15 protein-coding genes and 2 pseudogenes are annotated in these 19,000 nt (G+C 73.2%); 6 read left to right on the top strand and 11 right to left on the bottom strand.

What is annotated here, in order from left to right; translation table 11 throughout:
- Positions 1 to 8: 8 nt before the first annotated feature.
- Both ACIRF9_RS03270 and ACIRF9_RS03265 read right to left on the bottom strand, forming a co-directional pair.
- Complete coding sequence (locus tag ACIRF9_RS03270; protein WP_403815463.1) at positions 9 to 1,256, bottom strand: hypothetical protein; 1,248 nt, start codon at positions 1,254 to 1,256, stop codon at positions 9 to 11.
- Positions 1,253 to 2,873, bottom strand: a pseudogene (locus ACIRF9_RS03265) (amino acid adenylation domain-containing protein). The gene ACIRF9_RS03270 and the pseudogene ACIRF9_RS03265 overlap by 4 nt, the downstream one beginning before the upstream one ends.
- A gap of 299 nt (positions 2,874 to 3,172) precedes the next feature.
- On the opposite strand from ACIRF9_RS03265, the gene ACIRF9_RS03260 reads away from it, so the two are divergent.
- Entirely contained in the window at positions 3,173 to 5,653 is a 2,481-nt protein-coding gene (locus ACIRF9_RS03260; protein ID WP_403815460.1) for a molybdopterin oxidoreductase family protein, read from the top strand.
- A gap of 3 nt (positions 5,654 to 5,656) precedes the next feature.
- Here ACIRF9_RS03260 and ACIRF9_RS03255 read toward each other — a convergent pair whose 3' ends face one another.
- Positions 5,657 to 6,409, bottom strand: a complete 753-nt coding sequence (locus tag ACIRF9_RS03255; RefSeq protein ID WP_403815458.1) for a TetR/AcrR family transcriptional regulator — start codon at positions 6,407 to 6,409, stop codon at positions 5,657 to 5,659.
- Positions 6,410 to 6,622: 213 nt separating this feature from the next.
- Here ACIRF9_RS03255 and ACIRF9_RS03250 point away from each other — a divergent pair, with 213 nt between their 5' ends.
- Positions 6,623 to 8,128 (top strand): MFS transporter, encoded by a 1,506-nt coding sequence (locus ACIRF9_RS03250; RefSeq protein WP_403815455.1) that lies wholly within the window; start codon positions 6,623 to 6,625, stop codon positions 8,126 to 8,128.
- Between the two features lie 244 nt (positions 8,129 to 8,372).
- Complete coding sequence (locus ACIRF9_RS03245) at positions 8,373 to 8,714, top strand: hypothetical protein (protein ID WP_403815452.1); 342 nt, start codon at positions 8,373 to 8,375, stop codon at positions 8,712 to 8,714.
- A gap of 204 nt (positions 8,715 to 8,918) precedes the next feature.
- Here ACIRF9_RS03245 and ACIRF9_RS03240 read toward each other — a convergent pair whose 3' ends face one another.
- Positions 8,919 to 9,698 (bottom strand): DUF6215 domain-containing protein, encoded by a 780-nt coding sequence (locus ACIRF9_RS03240; protein ID WP_403815449.1) that lies wholly within the window; start codon positions 9,696 to 9,698, stop codon positions 8,919 to 8,921.
- A gap of 127 nt (positions 9,699 to 9,825) precedes the next feature.
- Positions 9,826 to 11,472, bottom strand: coding sequence for a M4 family metallopeptidase (locus tag ACIRF9_RS03235; RefSeq protein WP_403815446.1), 1,647 nt, complete (start codon positions 11,470 to 11,472; stop codon positions 9,826 to 9,828).
- 191 nt (positions 11,473 to 11,663) lie between these two features.
- Here ACIRF9_RS03235 and ACIRF9_RS03230 point away from each other — a divergent pair, with 191 nt between their 5' ends.
- The 3 genes from ACIRF9_RS03230 to ACIRF9_RS03220 all read left to right on the top strand — a co-directional run bounded on the left by ACIRF9_RS03230 (position 11,664) and on the right by ACIRF9_RS03220 (position 13,686).
- A complete protein-coding gene (locus tag ACIRF9_RS03230) occupies positions 11,664 to 12,098 on the top strand; it encodes a gamma-glutamylcyclotransferase family protein (RefSeq protein ID WP_403815443.1) in 435 nt (144 codons plus the stop codon).
- A 214-nt stretch (positions 12,099 to 12,312) separates the two neighbouring features.
- Positions 12,313 to 12,840, top strand: a complete 528-nt coding sequence (locus ACIRF9_RS03225; protein ID WP_403815441.1) for a hypothetical protein — start codon at positions 12,313 to 12,315, stop codon at positions 12,838 to 12,840.
- Between the two features lie 132 nt (positions 12,841 to 12,972).
- The gene (locus tag ACIRF9_RS03220; protein ID WP_403815438.1) at positions 12,973 to 13,686 is read left to right on the top strand and encodes a class F sortase; all 714 of its coding nucleotides are present in this window, start codon (positions 12,973 to 12,975) and stop codon (positions 13,684 to 13,686) included.
- Between the two features lie 32 nt (positions 13,687 to 13,718).
- Here ACIRF9_RS03220 and ACIRF9_RS03215 read toward each other — a convergent pair.
- The 6 genes and pseudogenes from ACIRF9_RS03215 to ACIRF9_RS03190 form a co-directional block, all read right to left on the bottom strand.
- Positions 13,719 to 14,012: pseudogene (locus ACIRF9_RS03215) on the bottom strand (TSUP family transporter); the annotation flags it as partial.
- 589 nt (positions 14,013 to 14,601) lie between these two features.
- Complete coding sequence (locus ACIRF9_RS03210; RefSeq protein WP_403815435.1) at positions 14,602 to 15,162, bottom strand: hypothetical protein; 561 nt, start codon at positions 15,160 to 15,162, stop codon at positions 14,602 to 14,604.
- Positions 15,159 to 16,538 carry a hypothetical protein gene (locus tag ACIRF9_RS03205; protein ID WP_403815432.1) on the bottom strand — a complete coding sequence of 460 codons (1,380 nt, stop codon included), beginning with the start codon at positions 16,536 to 16,538 and terminating at the stop codon, positions 15,159 to 15,161. Before ACIRF9_RS03205 ends, ACIRF9_RS03210 begins: the two co-directional genes overlap by 4 nt.
- Positions 16,535 to 17,344, bottom strand: coding sequence for an ABC transporter ATP-binding protein (locus ACIRF9_RS03200; RefSeq protein ID WP_403816105.1), 810 nt, complete (start codon positions 17,342 to 17,344; stop codon positions 16,535 to 16,537). The genes ACIRF9_RS03205 and ACIRF9_RS03200 overlap by 4 nt, the downstream gene beginning before the upstream one ends.
- A 29-nt stretch (positions 17,345 to 17,373) precedes the next feature.
- Positions 17,374 to 18,192, bottom strand: a complete 819-nt coding sequence (locus ACIRF9_RS03195; protein ID WP_403815429.1) for a zf-HC2 domain-containing protein — start codon at positions 18,190 to 18,192, stop codon at positions 17,374 to 17,376.
- Positions 18,189 to 18,749: an RNA polymerase sigma factor gene (locus tag ACIRF9_RS03190; RefSeq protein WP_403815427.1), complete on the bottom strand. Its 561-nt coding sequence runs from the start codon at positions 18,747 to 18,749 to the stop codon at positions 18,189 to 18,191. Before ACIRF9_RS03190 ends, ACIRF9_RS03195 begins: the two co-directional genes overlap by 4 nt.
- Positions 18,750 to 19,000 lie beyond the last annotated feature (251 nt).

Here is a 19,000-nt window from a genome sequence, read left to right as displayed (position 1 = left end):
AGAGAGTTCTACGAGTCCCAGATCGCGCCGTACGCCGGAATCCCGCGCCGCTCCAGCCCGTGCACCACCTGCCAGGTCAGCTTCTTGTTGGAGATGCAGATCACCGCCTCCGCCCCGAAGTCCCGGTAGGCGGCGCAGGCGAGGGCGACCATGTCGGGCTTGCCGCGGCGGGAGGTGTCCCAGACGACGGCGTGCGGCTGGACGGCGAGGATCTCGTCGACGAGGGCGTCGCCGTAGGTCGTACGGGGCTCGCGGGTCGCCCAGACCAGGCGGGAGGGAACCTCGGCGGCGAGCAGATGGGGCAGGCAGGGGCCGATGCCGCTGCCGGTCGCCACGTACACCACCTTCCGGAACAGGACCTCGATGTTGGCGACGCCGGCCGTGGTGATGCCCTTCGTCCAGACCTTCGGGGGCAGGTCGTCGATGAAGGAGCCGGTCCAGTCGCCGGCCCGGGAGATGGTGAGCCGGAAGCCGGACTCGCCGGGGGCCGGGACGTTGGCGAAGGAGTGCCACTCGGTGAGCGGGCTGCGGCTGATCGCGGTCGAGGAGCCGGCGAAGGGGGTCTCGCCGTAGTCGAAGCGGGCCAGCGCCACGTGCGGGGAGGGGCGTTCGGCGCGTACGTCGACCTTGCGCAGCCTCAGCCAGGGCAGGGCGACGCTGAAGGTGACCAGCGCGAGGACCGCCACCGGTAGCGGGCCGGGGGCCGACATGAGGGTGTGCGTCCAGAACAGGGCGAGGGCCGTCCAGCCGCCGAAGCGGTGGATCTTCTCGAAGGTGTCGTGGTGACGGGAACGGAAGGGGGGCAGGGCCGTCGCCACGATCACCGCGAGGAGGGCCACCAAGGACCAACTCACCGCCAGCAGAGGCCTGTTCGTCGTCCTCAGGGTCAGCGCCAGGAACCAGGCCGCGCCCGCCAGCGCCCCGCCCATGTGCAGTCCGCCGAAGTGGTAGACCTTGCCGAGCGTCCAGCGCAGCCGCAGCGGCCAGTGGGTCGGAGCCGAAGTCGCCAGCCGGAAGAGGAGGTTGATGACGTACTGCTGGCGGATGAGGACGGCCAGGGCGAGGTTCGCGAGGGCCGCGTGAGCGAGGGTGCGGTCGGACAGGGGCCAACTGGCATACGCCCACAGCACGTTGACGACGAGCACCAGGGCCGCCAGGCGGTTGTGGTGCATCAGCAGGGGGTGCTTGAGCAGGCGACGGGGCGCCGAGGCGAGCGGGGGCAGCTCTACGGACGCGCGGTCCAGGGACGTCGTCACCGGGTCACCGCCACCCGGCTCCGGGCCGTCGCCGTCCGCTCCGGGGTCACCGTCGTCGACTCCTGGGCCACCGCCGCCCGCTCCTGAGCCACCGCCGCCCGCTCCGGACCCACCGCCGCCCGCTCCTGGGCCAGCCTCAGCAGCGCCTGTTTGTCGATCTTGCCGCGGTCGGTCTCCGGTAATGATGTCAGGGGCATGACATCCTCGGGCACGCAGTAGTACGGCAGCGCGTCGGCGACGGCGCGGCGGGCCGCGTCCGGGTCGACGTCCGCCGGGCAGACGAAGGAGACCAGACTGCGGGCGTCGCGCCGGAGGGTCACCGCGCGGGTGCAGCCGGGGAGCCGCTCGAGGACCGAGGAGACGGAGTCCAGTTCGACGCGGAAGCCGCGCACCTTGACCTGGTCGTCGGTGCGGCCGAGGTGTTCGAGCCGGCCGTCGGCGGTCCAGCGGCCCAGGTCACGGGTGCGGAACATACGGCGGCCGCCGCCGAGGAAGGGGTCGGGCGCGTACCGCTCGGCGTTCAGCGGCTCGTCGGCGAGGTAGCCCGCCGAGACGCAGTCGCCGCCCGCCCACATCTCGCCGGTCTCGCCGATGGGCAGCGGGCGGCGGTCGGCGTCGAGGACGTAGACCGTGTTGTTGGGGGTGGGACGGCCGATCGTGAGCACGGGGTCCGCCGGGTCGTGACGGCTCATCGTGTTGACGATGGTCGTCTCGGTGGGGCCGCAGCAGTTGAAGAAGGCCGCGCGGCGGGCCCAGCGGTCGGCCAGCGGGCGCGGGCAGGGCTCCCCGGCGACGGCCACCGCGCGCACCCCTGGGCAGGCCGCCGGGTCGATGCCGGACAGCACGGTCGGGGTGGCGATCAGGACGGTCGCGGTGCGGGCGGCGGCGGCGATGTCCTTGCCCCGGATCACCAGGGTCGCGCCGTGCGCGAGGCAGCCGAGGATCTCCCAGGCGGCCATGTCGAAGGCCACATTGAGGAGTTGGGCCACGCGGTCGCCGGGGCGGATGCCGAGGGCGCCGGGCTGGGTGAGGAGGATGTTGGCGACGTTGCGGTGGGTGACCTCCACGCCGTTGGGGTGGCCGGGTGGTGCCGGAGGTGAACAGGACGTAGCAGCCGTCGTCGGGAGCGATCCGGGGGCGGGGGGCCGGCGCGGGCTCGAGGGGGTCGTCGAGGGCGATCACCCGGGGGCCGGCGGGCACCTTGCCCGCGTACGCGCGCGGGGTGAGGACGACGGCGGTGGCGGCGGTGCGCACGACGTGGTCGAGCTGGGCCCTCGGGGTGAGGCCGATGTCCTGGGGGACGTAGGCGGCGCCCGCCTTCAGGATGCCGAGCAGGCCGACAAGCATGGGGATCGAGCGGCGGACGAAGAGGCCGACGTGGTCGCCGGGGCGTACGCCCTCGCGGACCAGGCGGGCGGCGAGGGCGCCGGCGTAGCGGTCGAGCTCGCCGTAGGTGAGGGTCGCGCCCTGGTGTTCGGCGGCGACGGCGTGGGGGGTGGCGGCGGCGTGCCGTTCCACGGCGCGGTGGATCAGGGGGTCCGGGACGGGGACGGCGGGGGCGTGGCCGTACTGCCGGAAGAGGCGCCGGTCGTGGGGGGTGAGATGGCGCAAAGGCATGGTGGGGGGACCTCCAGGCTGCTTCGAGTGTCGGTGACATGTCCGGGGGCGGCGGCATGCCCGGGATTTCGAACGCCGTGCGGGGTCGTGCGGAGTCTCGACTGTAGTGGCGGCACTTCAACTCTCAACCATGCGTGATCGGCCAACTACGGTACGAAATGAGTCACATGAGGCGTCTTTTGTCCCACATACCACTCACGCAACCTCACGGCGACGCCCCCGCGCAGGGGAGCGCACCACCACACCGCCGTAACAGGAGACCGCACGGCGCGTAACACGGCCGAAGCACGCTGAAACACATGCGGACCACCTCGACGCCCACCCACTGCCCGTACTGCGCCCTGCAGTGCGGGATGGCCCTGTCGCCCCTGCCCACGGGGGGCGTCGAGGTGGTCGAGCGCACGGACTTCCCGGTGAACCGGGGCGCGCTGTGCGGCAAGGGCCGTACGGCGCCCGCGGTGCTCTCGTCCCGGGTGCGCCTGACCTCCCCGTTGGTGCGTTCCGGCGACTCGCTCGTGCCGGCCGGCTGGGACGAGGCACTGGACCGGATCGCCGGGGAGTTGCGGCGCGTGCGCGCCGAGCACGGCGCCGACGCCCTCGGGGTGTTCGGCGGGGGCGGGCTGACCAACGAGAAGGCGTACACGCTCGGCAAGTTCGCCCGGGTCGTGCTGGGCACCTCACAGATCGACTACAACGGCCGTTTCTGCATGTCGTCGGCGGCGGCGGGCGGCATCAAGGCGTTCGGCCTGGACCGGGGGCTGCCGTTCCCGCTGGAGGACATCCCGAGGACCGGGTGCGTGATCCTCGTCGGATCGAACCTCGCGGAGACCATGCCGCCGTCGCTCCGCTTCTTCAACGAGCTGCGGGAGAACGGCGGCACGCTGATCGTCGTCGACCCGCGCCGCACGAAGACCGCGGAGCAGGCCGACCTGCATCTGGCGCCGAGGCCGGGGACGGACCTCGCGCTGGCGCTCGGACTGCTGCACCTGGTCGTCGCCGAGGGGCGGGTCGACGAGGAGTACGTCGCGGAACGGACCGTCGGCTGGGAGGACGCCCGCGCGGCGGCCATGGCCCACTGGCCCGAGTACGTGGAACGGATCACGGGGGTGTCCGTTCCGCAACTCCGGGAAGCCGTACGGCTGTTCTGCGAGCCCGAGGCCGCGATGGTGCTCACCGCGCGCGGACCCGAGCAGCAGTCCAAGGGGACCGACACGGTCGGCGCGTGGATCAACCTCTGCCTGGCGACGGGCCGCGCGGGACGGCCGCTGTCCGGCTACGGCTGTCTGACCGGGCAGGGCAACGGGCAGGGCGGCCGCGAGCACGGCCAGAAGGCCGACCAGTTGCCCGGCTACCGCAAGCTGGACGATCCGGCGGCGCGGCGGCACGTGGCCGAGGTGTGGGACGTGGACCCCGACTCGCTGCCCGGGCCGGGGCGCAGTGCGTACGAACTCCTGGACGCGCTGGGTACGGAGGTGAAGTCGCTGCTGCTCATGGGGTCGAACCCCGTGGTGTCCGCGCCGCGCGCCGCCCATGTCGAGGAGCGGCTGCGGTCGCTGGAGTTCCTCGCGGTCTGCGATGTCGTGCTGTCGGAGACGGCGGCCCTCGCGGACGTCGTCCTGCCGGTGACGCAGTGGGCGGAGGAGACGGGCACGACCACCAGCCTCGAGGGCCGGGTGCTCCTGCGCCGACAGGCCCTCACCCCGCCGGCAGGCGTCCGCAGCGACCTGGAGGTCATGCACGAGCTGGCCGCCCGGCTGGGCGTGGAGAAGGGCTTCCCGACCGACCCCGAGGAGGTCTTCGAGGAACTGCGCCGGGCCAGCGCGGGCGGAATCGCGGACTACTCCGGCATCACCTACCGGCGACTGGCGAAGGAAAACGGCGTCTTCTGGCCGTGCCCGGCACCGCCGCAGGAGGAGGGCGGCGCGGCGGCGGGCGTGGAGGCCGATGCCGAGGGCAGCACGGAGGGCGGCTCGGCGGCCGGCGCGGAGGCCGGCAAGGCGGTCGGCGCGGGGGCCGGCGTGAAGGGCAACACGGCGGCCGGCCCGAAGGCCAACACCGCGCCCGGCTCGGAAGCCGACGCGAACGGCGACACGACCACCGGGCCGGAGGCCAACACCACGCCTGGCCCGGAAGCCAACGCGAACGGCGACACCGCCACCGGCCCGCAGGCCAACACCACGCCTGGCCCGGAAGCCAACGCGAACGGCGGCGCGGCCGCCGGCCCGGAGGCCGGTGCCGAGGACTGTGAGGACGCCGGACTGGACGCGTTGCCCGATGATCCGGCCCAGGATGCGGAGCCCCCGCGGGCGGCGGTGCATCCGGGGACGCCCCGGCTCTTCCTCGACCGGTTCGCGACCCCGGACGGCCGGGCCCGCTTCACACCTGTCTCGCACCGCCCGTCCGCCGAGGAACCGGACGACGAGTACCCGGTGCTGCTCACCACCGGCCGGGTCGTGGCGCAGTACCAGTCCGGCGCCCAGACCCGCCGCGTGGACGAGCTGAACGCCGCCGCGCCCGGCCCGTTCGTGGAGCTGCACCCCCGCCTCGCGGCGCGGCTCGGGGCGGCCGAGGGCGATCCGGTGGCCGTGGTGTCCCGGCGCGGGCGGGCCGTCGCCCCCGCCCGGATCACCACCGGGATCCGCCCGGACACCGTCTTCATGCCCTTCCACTGGCCGGGCGAGGGCCGCGCCAACACCCTGACCAACCCGGCCCTGGACCCGACCTCACGGATGCCCGAGTTCAAGGTGTGCGCGGTGCGGCTGGAGATCGCGACGCCGTAGGCCCTACGACGTCTCCCGCGGCCCGTCCGTCAGGCGCAGGGCGAGGCCGTCGAGGACGACCTCCAGGCCGTACCGGAACTTGTCCTCGCGCAGGGCGACGGGGTCGACGGTCGCCTCGGCGGCCTCCGCGTAGCCGCCGGCGAGGTGCTCGTGGCCGGCCGCCGCCTGCTGGGCCGCCGGCATGAGGCGGGCGATGAAGTCGGCCTCGCTCTCACCGGAACGGGCGACGGTGGTGAGCCAGGCGGCCTCGGTCGTGCTCATGCCGATGACGTACGACAGGACGGTGTCGATGGCGCGGCCGGGCTCCGGGAAGCCGGCCGCCGTGAACAGGGCGGCCAGGCGCTCGGAGAAGGTCATGAGGTTGGGGCCCAGGTAGGCGAGGCCCGCCTGACCGAGGACCGAGGACAGCCAGGGGTGCCGCAGGGCCGTCGTACGGAAGGCGGCGGCGGCCTCGGTGACAGCCGCCCGCCAGTCGGGGCCGCCCGGTTCGGGCACCCGGATCTCGGCGGCGACCTCGTCCACGGCCAGTTCCATCAGCTCGTCCTTGGTGGCGACGTGCCGGTAGAGAGAGGTCGCGCCCGCGTTGAGGCGGGCGCCGAGCTTGCGCATGCTCAGCGCCTCGATGCCCTCGGCGTCCAGCATCGCGACGGCCTCGCGGACGATCGCGTCCCGGCTGAGCGAGGGCTGGTCGGGTTCGCGCTTCTGCCGGGTCCAGACGGACGGGACGGGGGTCGGGTTCTTCGTCTTGGCGGCCACGGCTCCACTCCGAGGTAGGCGGCTGGCGTACGTCGTGCGCTTCAGCGTACAGAGTTCCGAATCCGCGCACATCGTTCAAGGGTTGCGTACACCGTTCCGCCATGCGTACAGTGTTCGCACCGGACGGAACACCGTACGCAGCCACTATCTCGCCGGAACGGTGTACGCAGGGCGAGAACACCGTACGCATGTCGATGAAAGGACCGGACGTCCATGGAAACCCGCAACCCACGCCGCTGGTGGATCCTCGTCGTGCTGTGCCTGAGCACGCTGGTCCTGACGATCGACAGCATGGCGCTGACCGTCGCGGTGCCCTCGATGACCGAGGACCTCGGGGCGAGCGCCCAGGACACCCAGTGGATCCTCGACTCCTACATCCTGGTCTTCGCGGGCCTGCTGCTCACCTCGGGCAGCCTCGGCGACCGGTTCGGCCGCCGGCGGGTGATGCTGATCGGCCTGGTGCTCTTCGGGGCGGCCTCACTGGCCGCGACGATCTGCACCGCCCCCGGCGAGGTGATCGCCGTGCGCACCGCGATGGGCGTGGGCGGGGCCCTGATCATGCCGTCCACCCTCTCGATCCTCATCACCGTCTTCGACGAGGAGGAGCGGAACAGGGCGATGGCGGCCTGGGGCTCGGTGTCGATGCTCGGCCTGGTCGGCAGCCCGGTGCTGGGCGGCGTGCTGATCGACCACTTCTCCTGGCACTCGATCTTCTTCCTCAACGTCCCGGTCGTCGTCCTGGCCCTCGTCGCCGGTGTGCTGCTGATGCCGGAGTCCAGGGCGCCGTGGCAGAAGCCCGACCCGCTCGGTGCCGTGCTCTCGGCGGTCGGCATGACCGCGCTGGTCTGGTGGATCATCGAGATCCCGCAGCACGGCGCGTTCGGCGGCCGGTCCCTCATCAGCCTCGCGGTGGCCGTCGTCGCCCTGGCCGGCTTCGTGGTCTGGGAGAACGTGACGTCGGCGCCGATGGTCCCGCTGGTCCTCTTCAAGCACCGCAACTTCAGCGGCGGTTCGCTGTCCCTGGCCCTCGTCCAGATCGGCAACGGCGGTCTGCTGCTGGTCCTCACCCAGTACCTGCAGTTCGTCCTCGGCTACACCCCCGTCAAGGCGGGCCTGGCCTTCCTGCCCCTGGCCGTCGCCGCGCTGGTCGGCAACGGCCTGGGCGTGAAGCTGGCGGCGAAGATCGGCAATCGGTTCGTCATCCTCTGCGGCATGCTGGTGATGGTCGCCTGCTTCGCCCTGCTGACGACGGTCGACGCCGAGTCCGGGTTCACCGCTGCGGCCGTGGCGCTCGGTCTGCTGGGCTTCGGCGCGGGCATGGCGATGCCGGCCGCGGTGGGCGCCCTGATGGGCACGATCCCCGAGGACAGGGCGGGCGTCGGCTCGGCCCTCAACGACACCATCCAGCAGGCCGGCACCGCCCTCGGCATCGCGATCCTCGGCTCCCTCCTCACCAGCGGCTACGCCGCGGAGATGCCGTCCGACGCCCCCGAGGCGGCCCGCCAGTCGATCGTCGGCGCCCTGGCCACGGCGAACGGGAACACCGAGCTGATCGACGCGGCCCGCGAGGCCTTCACCGCCTCGATGACGACGACCTTCACGGTCAGCGCGGTCGGGGTCCTGGCGGCGGCGGTCCTGGCCACGCTGGTCATGCGCGACCGCAAGCCGGAGCAGCAGCCGCAGGAGACCACCCCGAAAACACCGGACCTGGTCGCCTGACCACACGACACCCGCCCCATGAAGGCCGGCACCCCCAGAGGGGCGCCGGCCTTTGCACGTCCGTGGAGAGACTCGTCCCTGGAGAGACTCGTCCCTGGAGAGACGCGTCCCCTGGAGAGACTCGTCCCTGGAGAGACTCGTCCCCTGGAGAGACTCGTCCCTGGAGAGACGCATCCCCTGGAGAGGCTCACCCCCCTTGAGACACTCGTCCCTTGAGAGGCTCACCCCCTGGGAGACTCGCCGCATGGGAATCGACCTGCAGCTGCACAAGGACCGCCCGCACTGGCCCACCCGCCGCTCGAAGCGCGAGCCGACGCTGATCCGTGCGTCCCACGAGCACGCCGAGGCCCTGGCCGAGCTGCTCGCCAGGCTCCCCGCCCCCGCCTCGGGCAGGCTCGGCACGGTCGACCCCTACGACGACACGGTCTTCAACGAGCAGGTCGCCGAGGCCGCCCTCGCCGAGATCCCCGGCCTCCTGACCCACTGCACCGGCCCCGCCCACACGGCGGCCGCCCACGACCTCGCCACCTTCCTGACCGCCTGCGCCACAACTCCCGGCAGCCATCTGGTCTTCGTCGGGGACTAGGGGGTGTTGTGAAAGTCCAGTGCGGTGCCCGCGGTGTCCGGTGCGTGCCCTGGGGGTCCCCCGGCCGAAGGCTGGGGGAGTGCCGGACGAAGGCCCTCGTAGCGGAGCTACTTGGGCCTTTGGCCGGTGCGGCGAGGGTGCGTGCCGGGCGCCGCGGGTGCTGTGCGGGACTTTCACAACACCCCCTAGACGCGCCGGAGGACGTCAGGCGGCCGGGGTCCAGCCCGGGATCGTGGGCAGGATCTCCTGCGCGAGGCGCAGGAGGGTCGCGTCGTCGAGGGCTCCGGAGTCCTGGCGCCAGATGGCGATGTCGTAGGAGCCGCCGCCGTCCTTCGGGTCCTGCGCGACCACCAGTCTGCGGGTGGGGTGCCCGGGAGCGCTGGACGCGTCGCCACCGCCCAGACCGAAGGCGAAGGCGAGGGTCCGGTCCGAGTAGAGCACCGCCGGGCGCCCGAGGAAGGTCCGTTCCCGCGCGTCGCCGCCCAGCAGCTCGGCCATCCCCTTGACCGCGAAGTGATCGTAGGACGCGGAGAGTTGAACGGAGTACGTGGTCAGCGTGACGTTCATCTCCGGCGCGGGGACATCGGCGCCGCCCAGCGTGACGGAGTCGTCACCGCCCCCGTACGACATCGGCCGCTCCCCCGGCGTGCCGAGCAGCGTGGCCAGGTCCGGACGGTTCAGCACCTGGCAGAGCTGGTTCGCGGAGACGTACTTCACGCCTGCCCGCACCATCTTCGGCAACCCCGTGGGCGTCGACGCCGAGCAGGAGATCGGTCCGGCGGTCCCGGCACCGCTCTCCTCCACGCCGTTGTCCTTCTGCTGCGCCCACAGGCCCCATGCCAGCGCCCCCACCACCACGAACGCGGCGGTGATCTGGACGAAGGCGTTCGGTTCTTTTCTGGCCGCCCCGGCCACCCCGGCCACCCCGGCAGCCCCGGCAGCCCCGGCCTCGGCCACCACGGCCGCCCCGGTCGTTTCCCCCATTGCCCCCATTACCCCCTGGTCACCCGCTCCCCCGGCGCACACCGGTCCGCGTGCGCCGGGGGAGCCTAACGGGTGATCGACTCACGGGGAAGGGAGTTTCCGCACCTCCGACCCCTCGCCTCAGGGGTCAGTTCACGTTCACCGCGCTCCAGGCCGCCGCCACCGCGTTGTACTCCGTGCTGCCGGAGCCGTAGAGGTCGCGGGCGGCGTTGAGGGTCGCCGTGCGCGCGCCCGCGTAGTTGGTCGAGGACGTCATGTACACCGTCAGCGCCCGGTACCAGATGGCGCCCAGCTTGTCCCGGCCGATTCCGGTGACCGTGGAGCCGTTGGACGTCGGGGAGTTGTAGGTGACGCCGTTGATGGTCTTGGAGCCGCTGCCCTCCGCCAGCAGATAGGCGAAGTGGTTGGCGACGCCGGAGGAGTAGTGGACGTCCAGGTTGCCGACCGAACTGCTCCAGTAGTCCGCGGAGTTGCCGTCCTTGCTGGGCTTGTCCATGTAGCGCAGAGCGTCCCGGCCGAAGCCGGAGCGGACGATCTTCTCGCCGATGAGGTAGTCACCGGTGTCGGAGGAGTTGTTGGCGTAGAACTCGACCAGGGAGCCGAAGATGTCGGACGTGGCCTCGTTCAGGCCGCCGGACTCCCCGGAGTAGGTCAGGTTGGCCGTCTTCGACGTCACGCCGTGGGACATCTCGTGGCCCGCCACGTCCAGCGCCACCAGCGGACCGAGCTGGGTGCCGTCGCCGTCGCCGTACGTCATGCAGAAGCAGCTGTCGTCCCAGAAGGCGTTGTTGTAGCTGTTGCCGTAGTGGACGCGGTTGTAGGAGCCCTTGCCGTCGTTGCCGATGCCGTTGCGGCCGTGGACGTTCTTGTAGTAGTCCCAGGTCACGTCGGTGCCGTACTGCGCGTCCACGGCGGCCGTGGAGCGGTCGGACGTCGCGCCCGTGCCCCAGTGGTTGTCGGTGTCGGTGAACAGCGTCGCCGGGGCGCGGCTGATGCAGATCCCGAAGATGCACAGGTCGGTCTTGTTCGCCGCGTCACCCGTGTACGTGTTCCCGCGGGTCGGGTCCTTGAGCTGGTACGTCGACCCGGACAGGGTCGTTTCCAGCGGGACCGTGCCGCCGTACAGGGACTTGCCGTCGCCCGTCGCCGTCTCGATGGCGTCCCAGGCGTCGATCTGGGCGCCGGTGCGCGCGTCGGTGAGCACCGTGCGGGCGACCGGGTTGCCGAGGGAGTCGAGGCCGACGGCGTTCGTCCGCCAGGCCAGCTTCGGGGTGCCGTGCAGGGCGTCGACCACCAGCTGCGGCTTGGCCTTGACCTGCTTGAGGGTCTCGCCGAGGTTGGCCGCGCGCAGGGCGTTCACGGCGACGTCGGCGGCCTTCGGGGCCGACAGCTTCGGGGTGATGCTCGACAGCGAGATGACCGCCTTCGTCGCGCGGTTCGCGCTGCGGTACGCGCCGTCCGGCGCCAGGTGGACCACGAAGTCACCGCCGAGGACCGGGAGTTCGCGGTACGTGCGGTCGTAGCGGACGTGCTGGGTGCCGTCCTTGTCGATGACGACGTCCCGGACGGCCGTGTCCTGGGGGGCGGTCAGGCCCAGGCTCATGGCGTGGTCGGCGAGGGCGGCGGCCGCGTGGTCGAGCGCGGTGGCGCGGGTGGGTCTGTCGGCCGCGTCGGCGACCGGGGAGAGTGCGGCGGCCAGCAGGGTGGCCGTGGTGGCGGCGATGCCGGCGGTGGCGAGACGGGAACCTCGGACGTGCTGCCGTATCCGACTCATCAGTCTGCTCGGTCTCCTTGGGAAGGCGCCGTGGGGGCGCGTGTGGGGGCGGCGCAGGGCCGGCACAGGGCTCGTGCCTGACGCCGTCCTGCTGATGCCGTCCTGCGATTTAAAGGGGCCTGACATGTCATGTCCATAGCGCCTCCGTGCCGGAGCAGTGAGGGGGCCGTGAAGAGGAGAGAATCGTTTCCGTGAGCTTCCCGACCAGCCCGCCCCGCGCCGACCTCCCCTTCTTCGTCTACGGCACTCTCCGCCCCGGCGAGGTCAACCACGACCTGTTCCTGCGCGGCCGCACCCTGCGCGAGGAACCGGCCCGGCTGACGGGCGCGGTGCTCTACGACGGCCCCGGCTATCCGTACGCGGTGGAGGAACCCGGCGGGGTCGTGACCGGGGAGCTCGTCACCGCCCGGCCGGAGGCGTACGCGCGCCTGCTGGCCGAGCTGGACCGGCTGGAGGAGTACGCCCCGGGTGATCCGCGCAACCTGTACGAGCGGGTGGCACGCCGGGTGACGGTCGGCGACGGCTCCACGCCCGCCTGGGTCTATGTGGCGGCGCCGGACGTGGCCGCCCGGCTGCGCACGCGGGGCAAGCTCATAGAGGGCGGCGACTGGCTCGCCCGCCGCTGACCGGTCACCCGTTCACACCCCCTCCGGGCGCTTTTCCGCCCCGTCCCGCCGACACCCCGGTGACCTGCCGAAACGGCCGCCGGCACGCCCCGCCCCCGCACCTCCTGACACCCATTCATCCCATTCCTGACGTTCCCTCAGGAAGCGCGTACGGCGCGGGGGGACTTACCTCGGAAGGGCAGGGACGCGCCCCGAGGAGCTCGAAGGAGCACAGATGCGACGTACGACCCGTCTGCTGACCGGCACCGCGCTCGCCGTCGCCGCCGCGGGCGGGATCGCCGGCCCCGTGTACGCGGAGGACGGCACCGGCGGGGACCTGCGGATCCACCCCGCCACCGCCGTGCCGGGCGGCTCGGTCACGGTGGACACCGCGGCGTGCGGCGAGTCGGGCACGGCGGCGGGCGACGCGGGCGCGGTGGGCGCCGGGCGGTTCACCCTCGCGCCCGGCGCCCACGGGGGCGAGGCGGTCGGGGAGTTCCGGGTGCCGCCGAGCGCGCAGCCGGGAACGTACGAGATCGTCGCGCAGTGCGCGCGGGGCGGCCGGCGGATCACCGGGGACCTGGTGGTGACCCTGGCCTCGGCGCGGCAGCCGGTGGCTCCGCGCGGAAGTGTGAAGACGGGGGTCGGCGGCGCACTCGGCACCGACCCCGTGCAGACCGCGGCCGGCGTGGCGGCACTCGCCGTCGCCGCCGCGGGCGGTACCTGGCTCCTGCATCGCCGGGCGAGAGGCGACGGGATCTGACGGACACCCTCCGCTGTCCGTCCACCGGTACCGCATGTCCCCTCCCCCTCCGGGCCCGACGCCCCTCGCGGCCCGGAGGGGGGTACGGGGCCCCGTCCGGGAGCGGAGTGCCGTGAGCGAGAAGGGGTTGAGATGCGAAAAGTCGGCAACAGCCTCATAGCGGGCGTCACCGTGACCGCCCTGTGCGCGGGCGCGTGGCTGCTGCACAGCGGCACCGAGACGCACGCCCCGCCGCAACCGTCCGCCGCCCAGGCGCACTCGGGCGGCACGGATGACGGAACGGGGGGCGGTGCGGGGGACGGCACGGGTGGCGGCACGAGTGACCACAGGGGGGGCCGCACGGCCGGTGGTCCCGTCGGCGATACGGCCATACGGTCCGCCCCGGCCATGTCCCCCTCCCCTCCCGACCGGATCCGCATCCCCTCCCTCCACGTCGACGCCCCGCTGACCGGCCTCGCCCTGACCCCGTCCGGCAGCCTCGACGCCCCTCCGGCCGACCGGAAGAACCTCGCCGGCTGGTACGAGGCCGGCACCACCCCCGGCGAGCGGGGCACCGCGATCGTCGCCGGCCATGTCGACAACGCCGACGGCCCCGCCGTCTTCTACGACCTCGGCGCCCTGCGCAAGCACAGCACCATCGAGGTGGACCGCAGGGACGGCACCGTGGCCGTCTTCACGGTGGACGCCGTCGAGGTCTACGACGCCCGCCACTTCCCCGACGCGAAGGTCTACGGCGCCGCCGCCGGCCCCGAGCTACGGGTGATCACCTGCGGCGGGGGCTACTCGAAGGCGACCGGCTACCAGGGGAACGTGGTGGTGTTCGCGCACCTCACGGGCAGCCGATGAGTTCCTCCGCCGCGGGAGGCACTCGGGCGCCGCTAGCCCGCCCACTGCTCCCACGCCAGATTCGCCACGAGCGCGAGCACCACCGTGAGCAGCACCACGCGCACGAACCCGCTGCCCTTCTTCAGGGCCGTGTGCGCGCCGAGGGTGCCGCCCGCGAGGTTGAACACGGCCATCAGGGCGGCCGGTTGCCACAGGACGGTGCCCTGCCAGGCGAAGGTGGCGAGGGCGCCGGCGTTGGTACAGCAGTTGACGATCTTGGCGGTGGCCGAGGCGCTGACCAGGTCGAGGTGGAGCACCGCGGTGAGGGCGAGGACCAGGAAGGTACCTGCCGGCCGGCAGCCCGAGCAGCAGCACCGGCAGGAGCAGCAGCCCTCCCCCGCCCACCACCGCGTCGATCCACCCGGCCGCGAGGGCGGCGATCACGGCGAGGGGTGTGTCGGGCCTGATCAGGACCCTACGGCCCGGGTGTGTGCGCAGGCCACGAACCTGAGGATCATCCGAGGTCCACCCCCGCCTCGGTGCCCCTCGGCATGGTCACCCCCGCGGCCCGGTGCCCCTCGGCATGGTCACCCCCACGGCCCGGTGCCCCCTCAGCCACTCACTCCCCTCAGCCTGGTGTCCCCTCGGCCCGGTGCACTGCCGGCCCAGTGCCCTTGGGCCCGATCCCCTCCGGCCCGACCCCCCCCTCCGCCCCAGTACCCCCTCACCCCGGCGCACGGCCGCCCCAATGCCCTGCCGACCCAGCGCCCTTGGGCCCGATCCCCTCCGGCCCGACCCCCCCTCCGCCCCAGTACCCCCTCACCCCGGCGCACGGCCGCCCCAATGCCCTGCCGACCCAGCGCCCTTGGGCCCGATCCCCCTCCGCCCCAGCGCCCCCTCACCCCGGCGCCCCTCAGCCCAGTCCCCCCGGCCCGTTCACCCCCTAGGCCCCGCCGCCGCGTACGTCACCGTCCCCCCGAGTGCGAGGAGCAGGGCCGTCCAGGTGCCCGTCGGTGTGCCGGGGGGCAGCAGGAGCCAGGACGCCACCTGGGACGGTACGTCCGTCGGGGGTGGGCCGAAGAAGGAGACCGCCAGCCAGGCCATCGGCAGCGTCCATGCGTAGCGCGCCCCGCACACCACCGCCCCGACGGCGACCAGCCCCGTCAGCCCGGCGCTGTCCCGGACGACGAACGCGGCGGCGGCCGGGTCCCGGCCCAGCGTCTGCACGGCGAGCAGCACCGCGGCGACGACCGTGCCGATGAGCAGCACATGCGCCGCCCGGCGGGGCACCCAGCCGATCGCGGCCGTCCGGTCCAGTGCGACGTCCTGCCCGCCGAGCCCGACCGAGGCGGCCGTGACCCCCGCGACGAGGACGAGCACGGCCGGCCGGGGATCACCGGCGTCGGCCGTCCCCCACACCGCCACTGCGGCCGGCACCACCGCCGCGAACGACAGGGGCACCTGCCGCGAGCGTGCGTACAGCGTCACCCACCTCACCGGGACTCACCGCCCTGCAGCACGGTGAACGCGTCGCCCTCGCAGGAGATCGCGGCCGCGTGCATCGCGGCGATCCGCGAGCGCTGTTCGGCCTTCGGCAGCGCCTTGAGCTTCTGCCACACGGGCTCGGCCTGCTCGAGCTGGTCGATCTCGCGGTGTTGCGTGCCGGTGAGCGGCTTCAGGTCGCCGAGGACCCAGCCCGCGGCGATGTCCTGCGCGGCGATGTCGCCGGTGCTGCCGCTCTGGAGGGCGCTGCGGGCCCAGCACGTCGGCGCGAGACCCTGGGCGAGCAGGGCACGGGTCAGTTCCTCGCCCTCGGCGCCGGCGATCGCGCCGTCGTCGAAGTCGACGAGGACGGCGGTGCGGGACCGCTCGGGGCTGTCCATGATCCCGCGGAGGGCCGTGGTCTCCCGGATCGTCGTCGGGGCACTGTCGCCCAGGGTGTCGTGCAGCAGGCTCAGCGCCTTGCGTCCCGGGCCCGCCAGTTGGGCGAGGCGGTCCTGGTGGGCCTTCGTCACGCACACCGGGCCGTCGCACACCCGCGCGGTGGCGGCCTCGTCGACGACGTACGTCCCGCGCGGGTCGGAGGGCAGCACGAGCAGGGCGATCGCGGCGCCCGCCACGACGGGCGTCAGTGCGAGCAGCCGGCCGCGTCCGGTCGCGGCGACCACCAGCGCGAAGCCCGTCGCGGCCATGCCGAGCAGCCACACCGTCTGTCCCAGGTGCACGGCTCCGGTGAGCGTGAGGAACGCCTCGCGCACCTCCGGCACCGCCGGCGAGAGCAGCGCGGCACGGTTGTCCAGCACGGCCGTCGGCAACGCCTCGTCCGTCGACACCCGCAGGAGGTTGAGGACCACGAAGGCGGCCACGACCAGCACGGGCGGGGTGAGCGGGGACGGCAGGGCCCGCGCGATCCCCATGCCCAGCGCGGCCCCGGCGACGAGGGACAGCGCCGCCACCAGCGAGATCGGCAGCCAGCCGATGTGGTGGTACTCGGTGGCGGCGAGCACCTGGACCCCGCCCACCAGGACGAGGAGCGCGAAGCCCGACACGAGCGTGATCGCCGTCGCGCCCGCCAGCGTGGCCGCGCGGTGCCGGGCGGGCCGCGGTGTGGTCGCCAGCAGCTCCGCCATCTTCGAGCGGTGGTCGCGCAGCCCCTGCAGCGCGCCGAGCCCCACGACGAGCGGCCACTGGACGATCAGCAGGCAGCGGGTCCACAGGGCCATGGGCGTCCACTGGGCCGTCCACCGCGCGGTGCCGTTCCACCACTGTCCGGAGATCAGGTACAGGAACGCCAGGGCGCTCCCCAGGACCAGGGCGCCGGCCCACGGGGCGACGGAGCGCCTCAGTTCGATGCGCAGGATGCGGCCGTTCACCAAGTCCCCCTTTCCTGAGCCGGGTTGAGCAGCAGGGCCGAGTAGCCGCGCTCCAGCGGGCTGTCGCCGACGTGCTCGGGGCCGCCCGCCGCGGCCAGTTCGTCCGGGGTGCCCTGGAAGACCAGCCGGCCGTCGGCGATCAGCACGACGTCGGTACAGGCGGCGGCGACGTCCTCCACCAGGTGGGTCGAGACCACCACGCAGGTGTCGGTGCCGAGTTGTTGCAGCAACTCACGGAAGCGCAGCCGCTGCGCCGGGTCCAGGCCGACCGTCGGCTCGTCCAGCAGCAGGATCGCCGGGTCGTTGACGATGGCCTGGGCGATGCCCACCCGCCGCACCATGCCGCCCGACAGGGCCTTCATCCGCTCGTCGGCACGGTCGGCGAGACCGACGCGCTCCACGGCACGCTGGACGGCCGCGGGGATGTCCGCCTTGGGCACCTCCTTCAGCCACGCCATGTACTCGACGAACTCGCGCACGGTGAACCGCTTGTAGTAACCGAACTCCTGCGGCAGATAGCCGATCCTGCGGCGCAGCGCACGGTGCTCGCCCAGGCCGCCGACCGGCTCCCCGAGCAGCTCCAGGGTGCCCTCGGCGGGGCGCAGCACGGTGGCCAGCGCCCGGATGAGGGTGGTCTTGCCGGCTCCGTTGGGTCCGAGGAGGCCGTGCACGCCGGTGCCCAGCGACAGGTCGAGCCCGTCGACGGCCAGCCGTTTCCGTCCGACCCTGACCTTCAGCCCCGTGGCACGGATCTGCCAGGCGTATGTCGTCGGAGCGAGGTCTTCCGCGCTCACCGCGCGCATCATGCGGTCCTTTCCGTTCATCGTCGAGTCGGTCATCGATGGGCTCCCATCAGCGAGTAGGCGCCCCTGCGGGTGATCACGACCCCGGTGCCGAGCGCGAGCACGGCCGCCCACCCGGGCAGCCCGCCCGACTGCAGGACGACGGCCGTACGGCTCGTGGCCAGGGTCGGCGCCAGGATCACGGCGACCCATACGGCCACCAGGGCGACGGCGGCCCGGGTCACGCCGACGACACCGCCGAGCGCCAGGGTCGTGGAGGTGAAGGCGAGACAGGGCAGCAGCCACTGGGCGGCGTTCACCCCCGTCGCCCCACCGGCCGCCAGCAGCACGGGGACGACCACGGCGAGCACCGCCGCGGTGCGCCGCAGCACCAGATCCAGCCCCGCCCTCGGCGCGGCCGCCGTCAGCTCGTACGCCGGGTCCAGGCCACGCGACCAGGACGCCGCGACGCCGAGCACGGGCAGCACCGGGGCCAGCAGCAGCACCGGCGACACCTGGCCGGTGCCGGTGTCCATCAGGTCGAGCAGCAGCGCGAGCAGGGTCACGCTCGCGACCATCGCCAGCCATGGCGCCATCGCGGGCGTCAGCCATGTCGACAGCCGCGCGGACCAGCGCCTGCGGTACGGCATCGGGGCGATGGCGGCCAGCTCGGGTTCGAGGCCGGCCCACACGATGCCGACCAGTGTCGTCACCTCGGGCGCCTGTGCCGCGACGGCCGCCGACAGCCGGTCGCGGCACACCCGGCACTCCTCCAGATGGGCCTCCAGGGCCCACAGTTCGTCGGCGGCGATGTCCGTGTCACCGCGCGCGTACTGGTCGATGATCCGCATCGACGCGTGTTCCCCGCTCATGCCAGCGCCTTCCGCATCGCGATCCGGGCCCGCCGGGCACGGGTCTTGACCGTGCCCTCGGGCAGCCCGAGCAGGACCGCGGTCTCCCGGACGGACAGCCCGTCGAGCACCATGGCCTGCAGTACCTGTCTGAGCTCCGGCGCGAGGCGCCGCAGCGCGTCCCCGACGTCACCGCCGACGGTGGCGGCGAGCGCCTCCTCCTCGGCGGCGGGCGCGACGGGCTGCGCGGCGGCCGCGGGCGGCGGCTCGGCGTGGTGGGCCCGGCGCCGGAACGCGTCGACGAGCCGGCGCGCCGCGATCGTCCACAGCCAGCCGAGGGCCGACCCTCCGGCCGCGGTCCCGGCGAACGCGCCCGCAGCGCGCCACACCGCCAGATACGTCTCCTGCATGACCTCGGCGACGAGCTGCTCGTCCGCACAGCGGCGACGCAGCCGCACCGCCATCCAGGGCGACGTACGCCGGTACAGCTCCTCGAACGCGGCCCGGTCGCCCTTGGCCACCAGCCGCACGAGCCGTTCCTCGTCGAGCTCGCCCGGTGCCTTCCTGACTGATCTCACACCCGCTAGACGCGGGGCCCCGACGGCAGGTTTTCCCTACGAGGTGATCCCCGTCACACATCCCGGAGCAGGGTCCGGCCCGGCCCCGACACCTCACACGCCCGCCCCGCCACCCTCCGCGACCACCTCACACACCCCCTCCCACCGGCCACGGAAACCCTCACACCCCCGCCCGGCCCCCGCTGAGGGCAGCGTTCCTCGCGGGAAACAACCGTGATGCGACCGGGTAACCTCCGCACCGCACGCTCGAT

Origin of the sequence: Streptomyces sp. NPDC096132 (genome assembly GCF_044763345.1) — a bacterium.
Lineage (GTDB): Bacteria > Actinomycetota > Actinomycetes > Streptomycetales > Streptomycetaceae > Streptomyces.
This window is presented reverse-complemented; position numbering and strand designations above follow the sequence as displayed.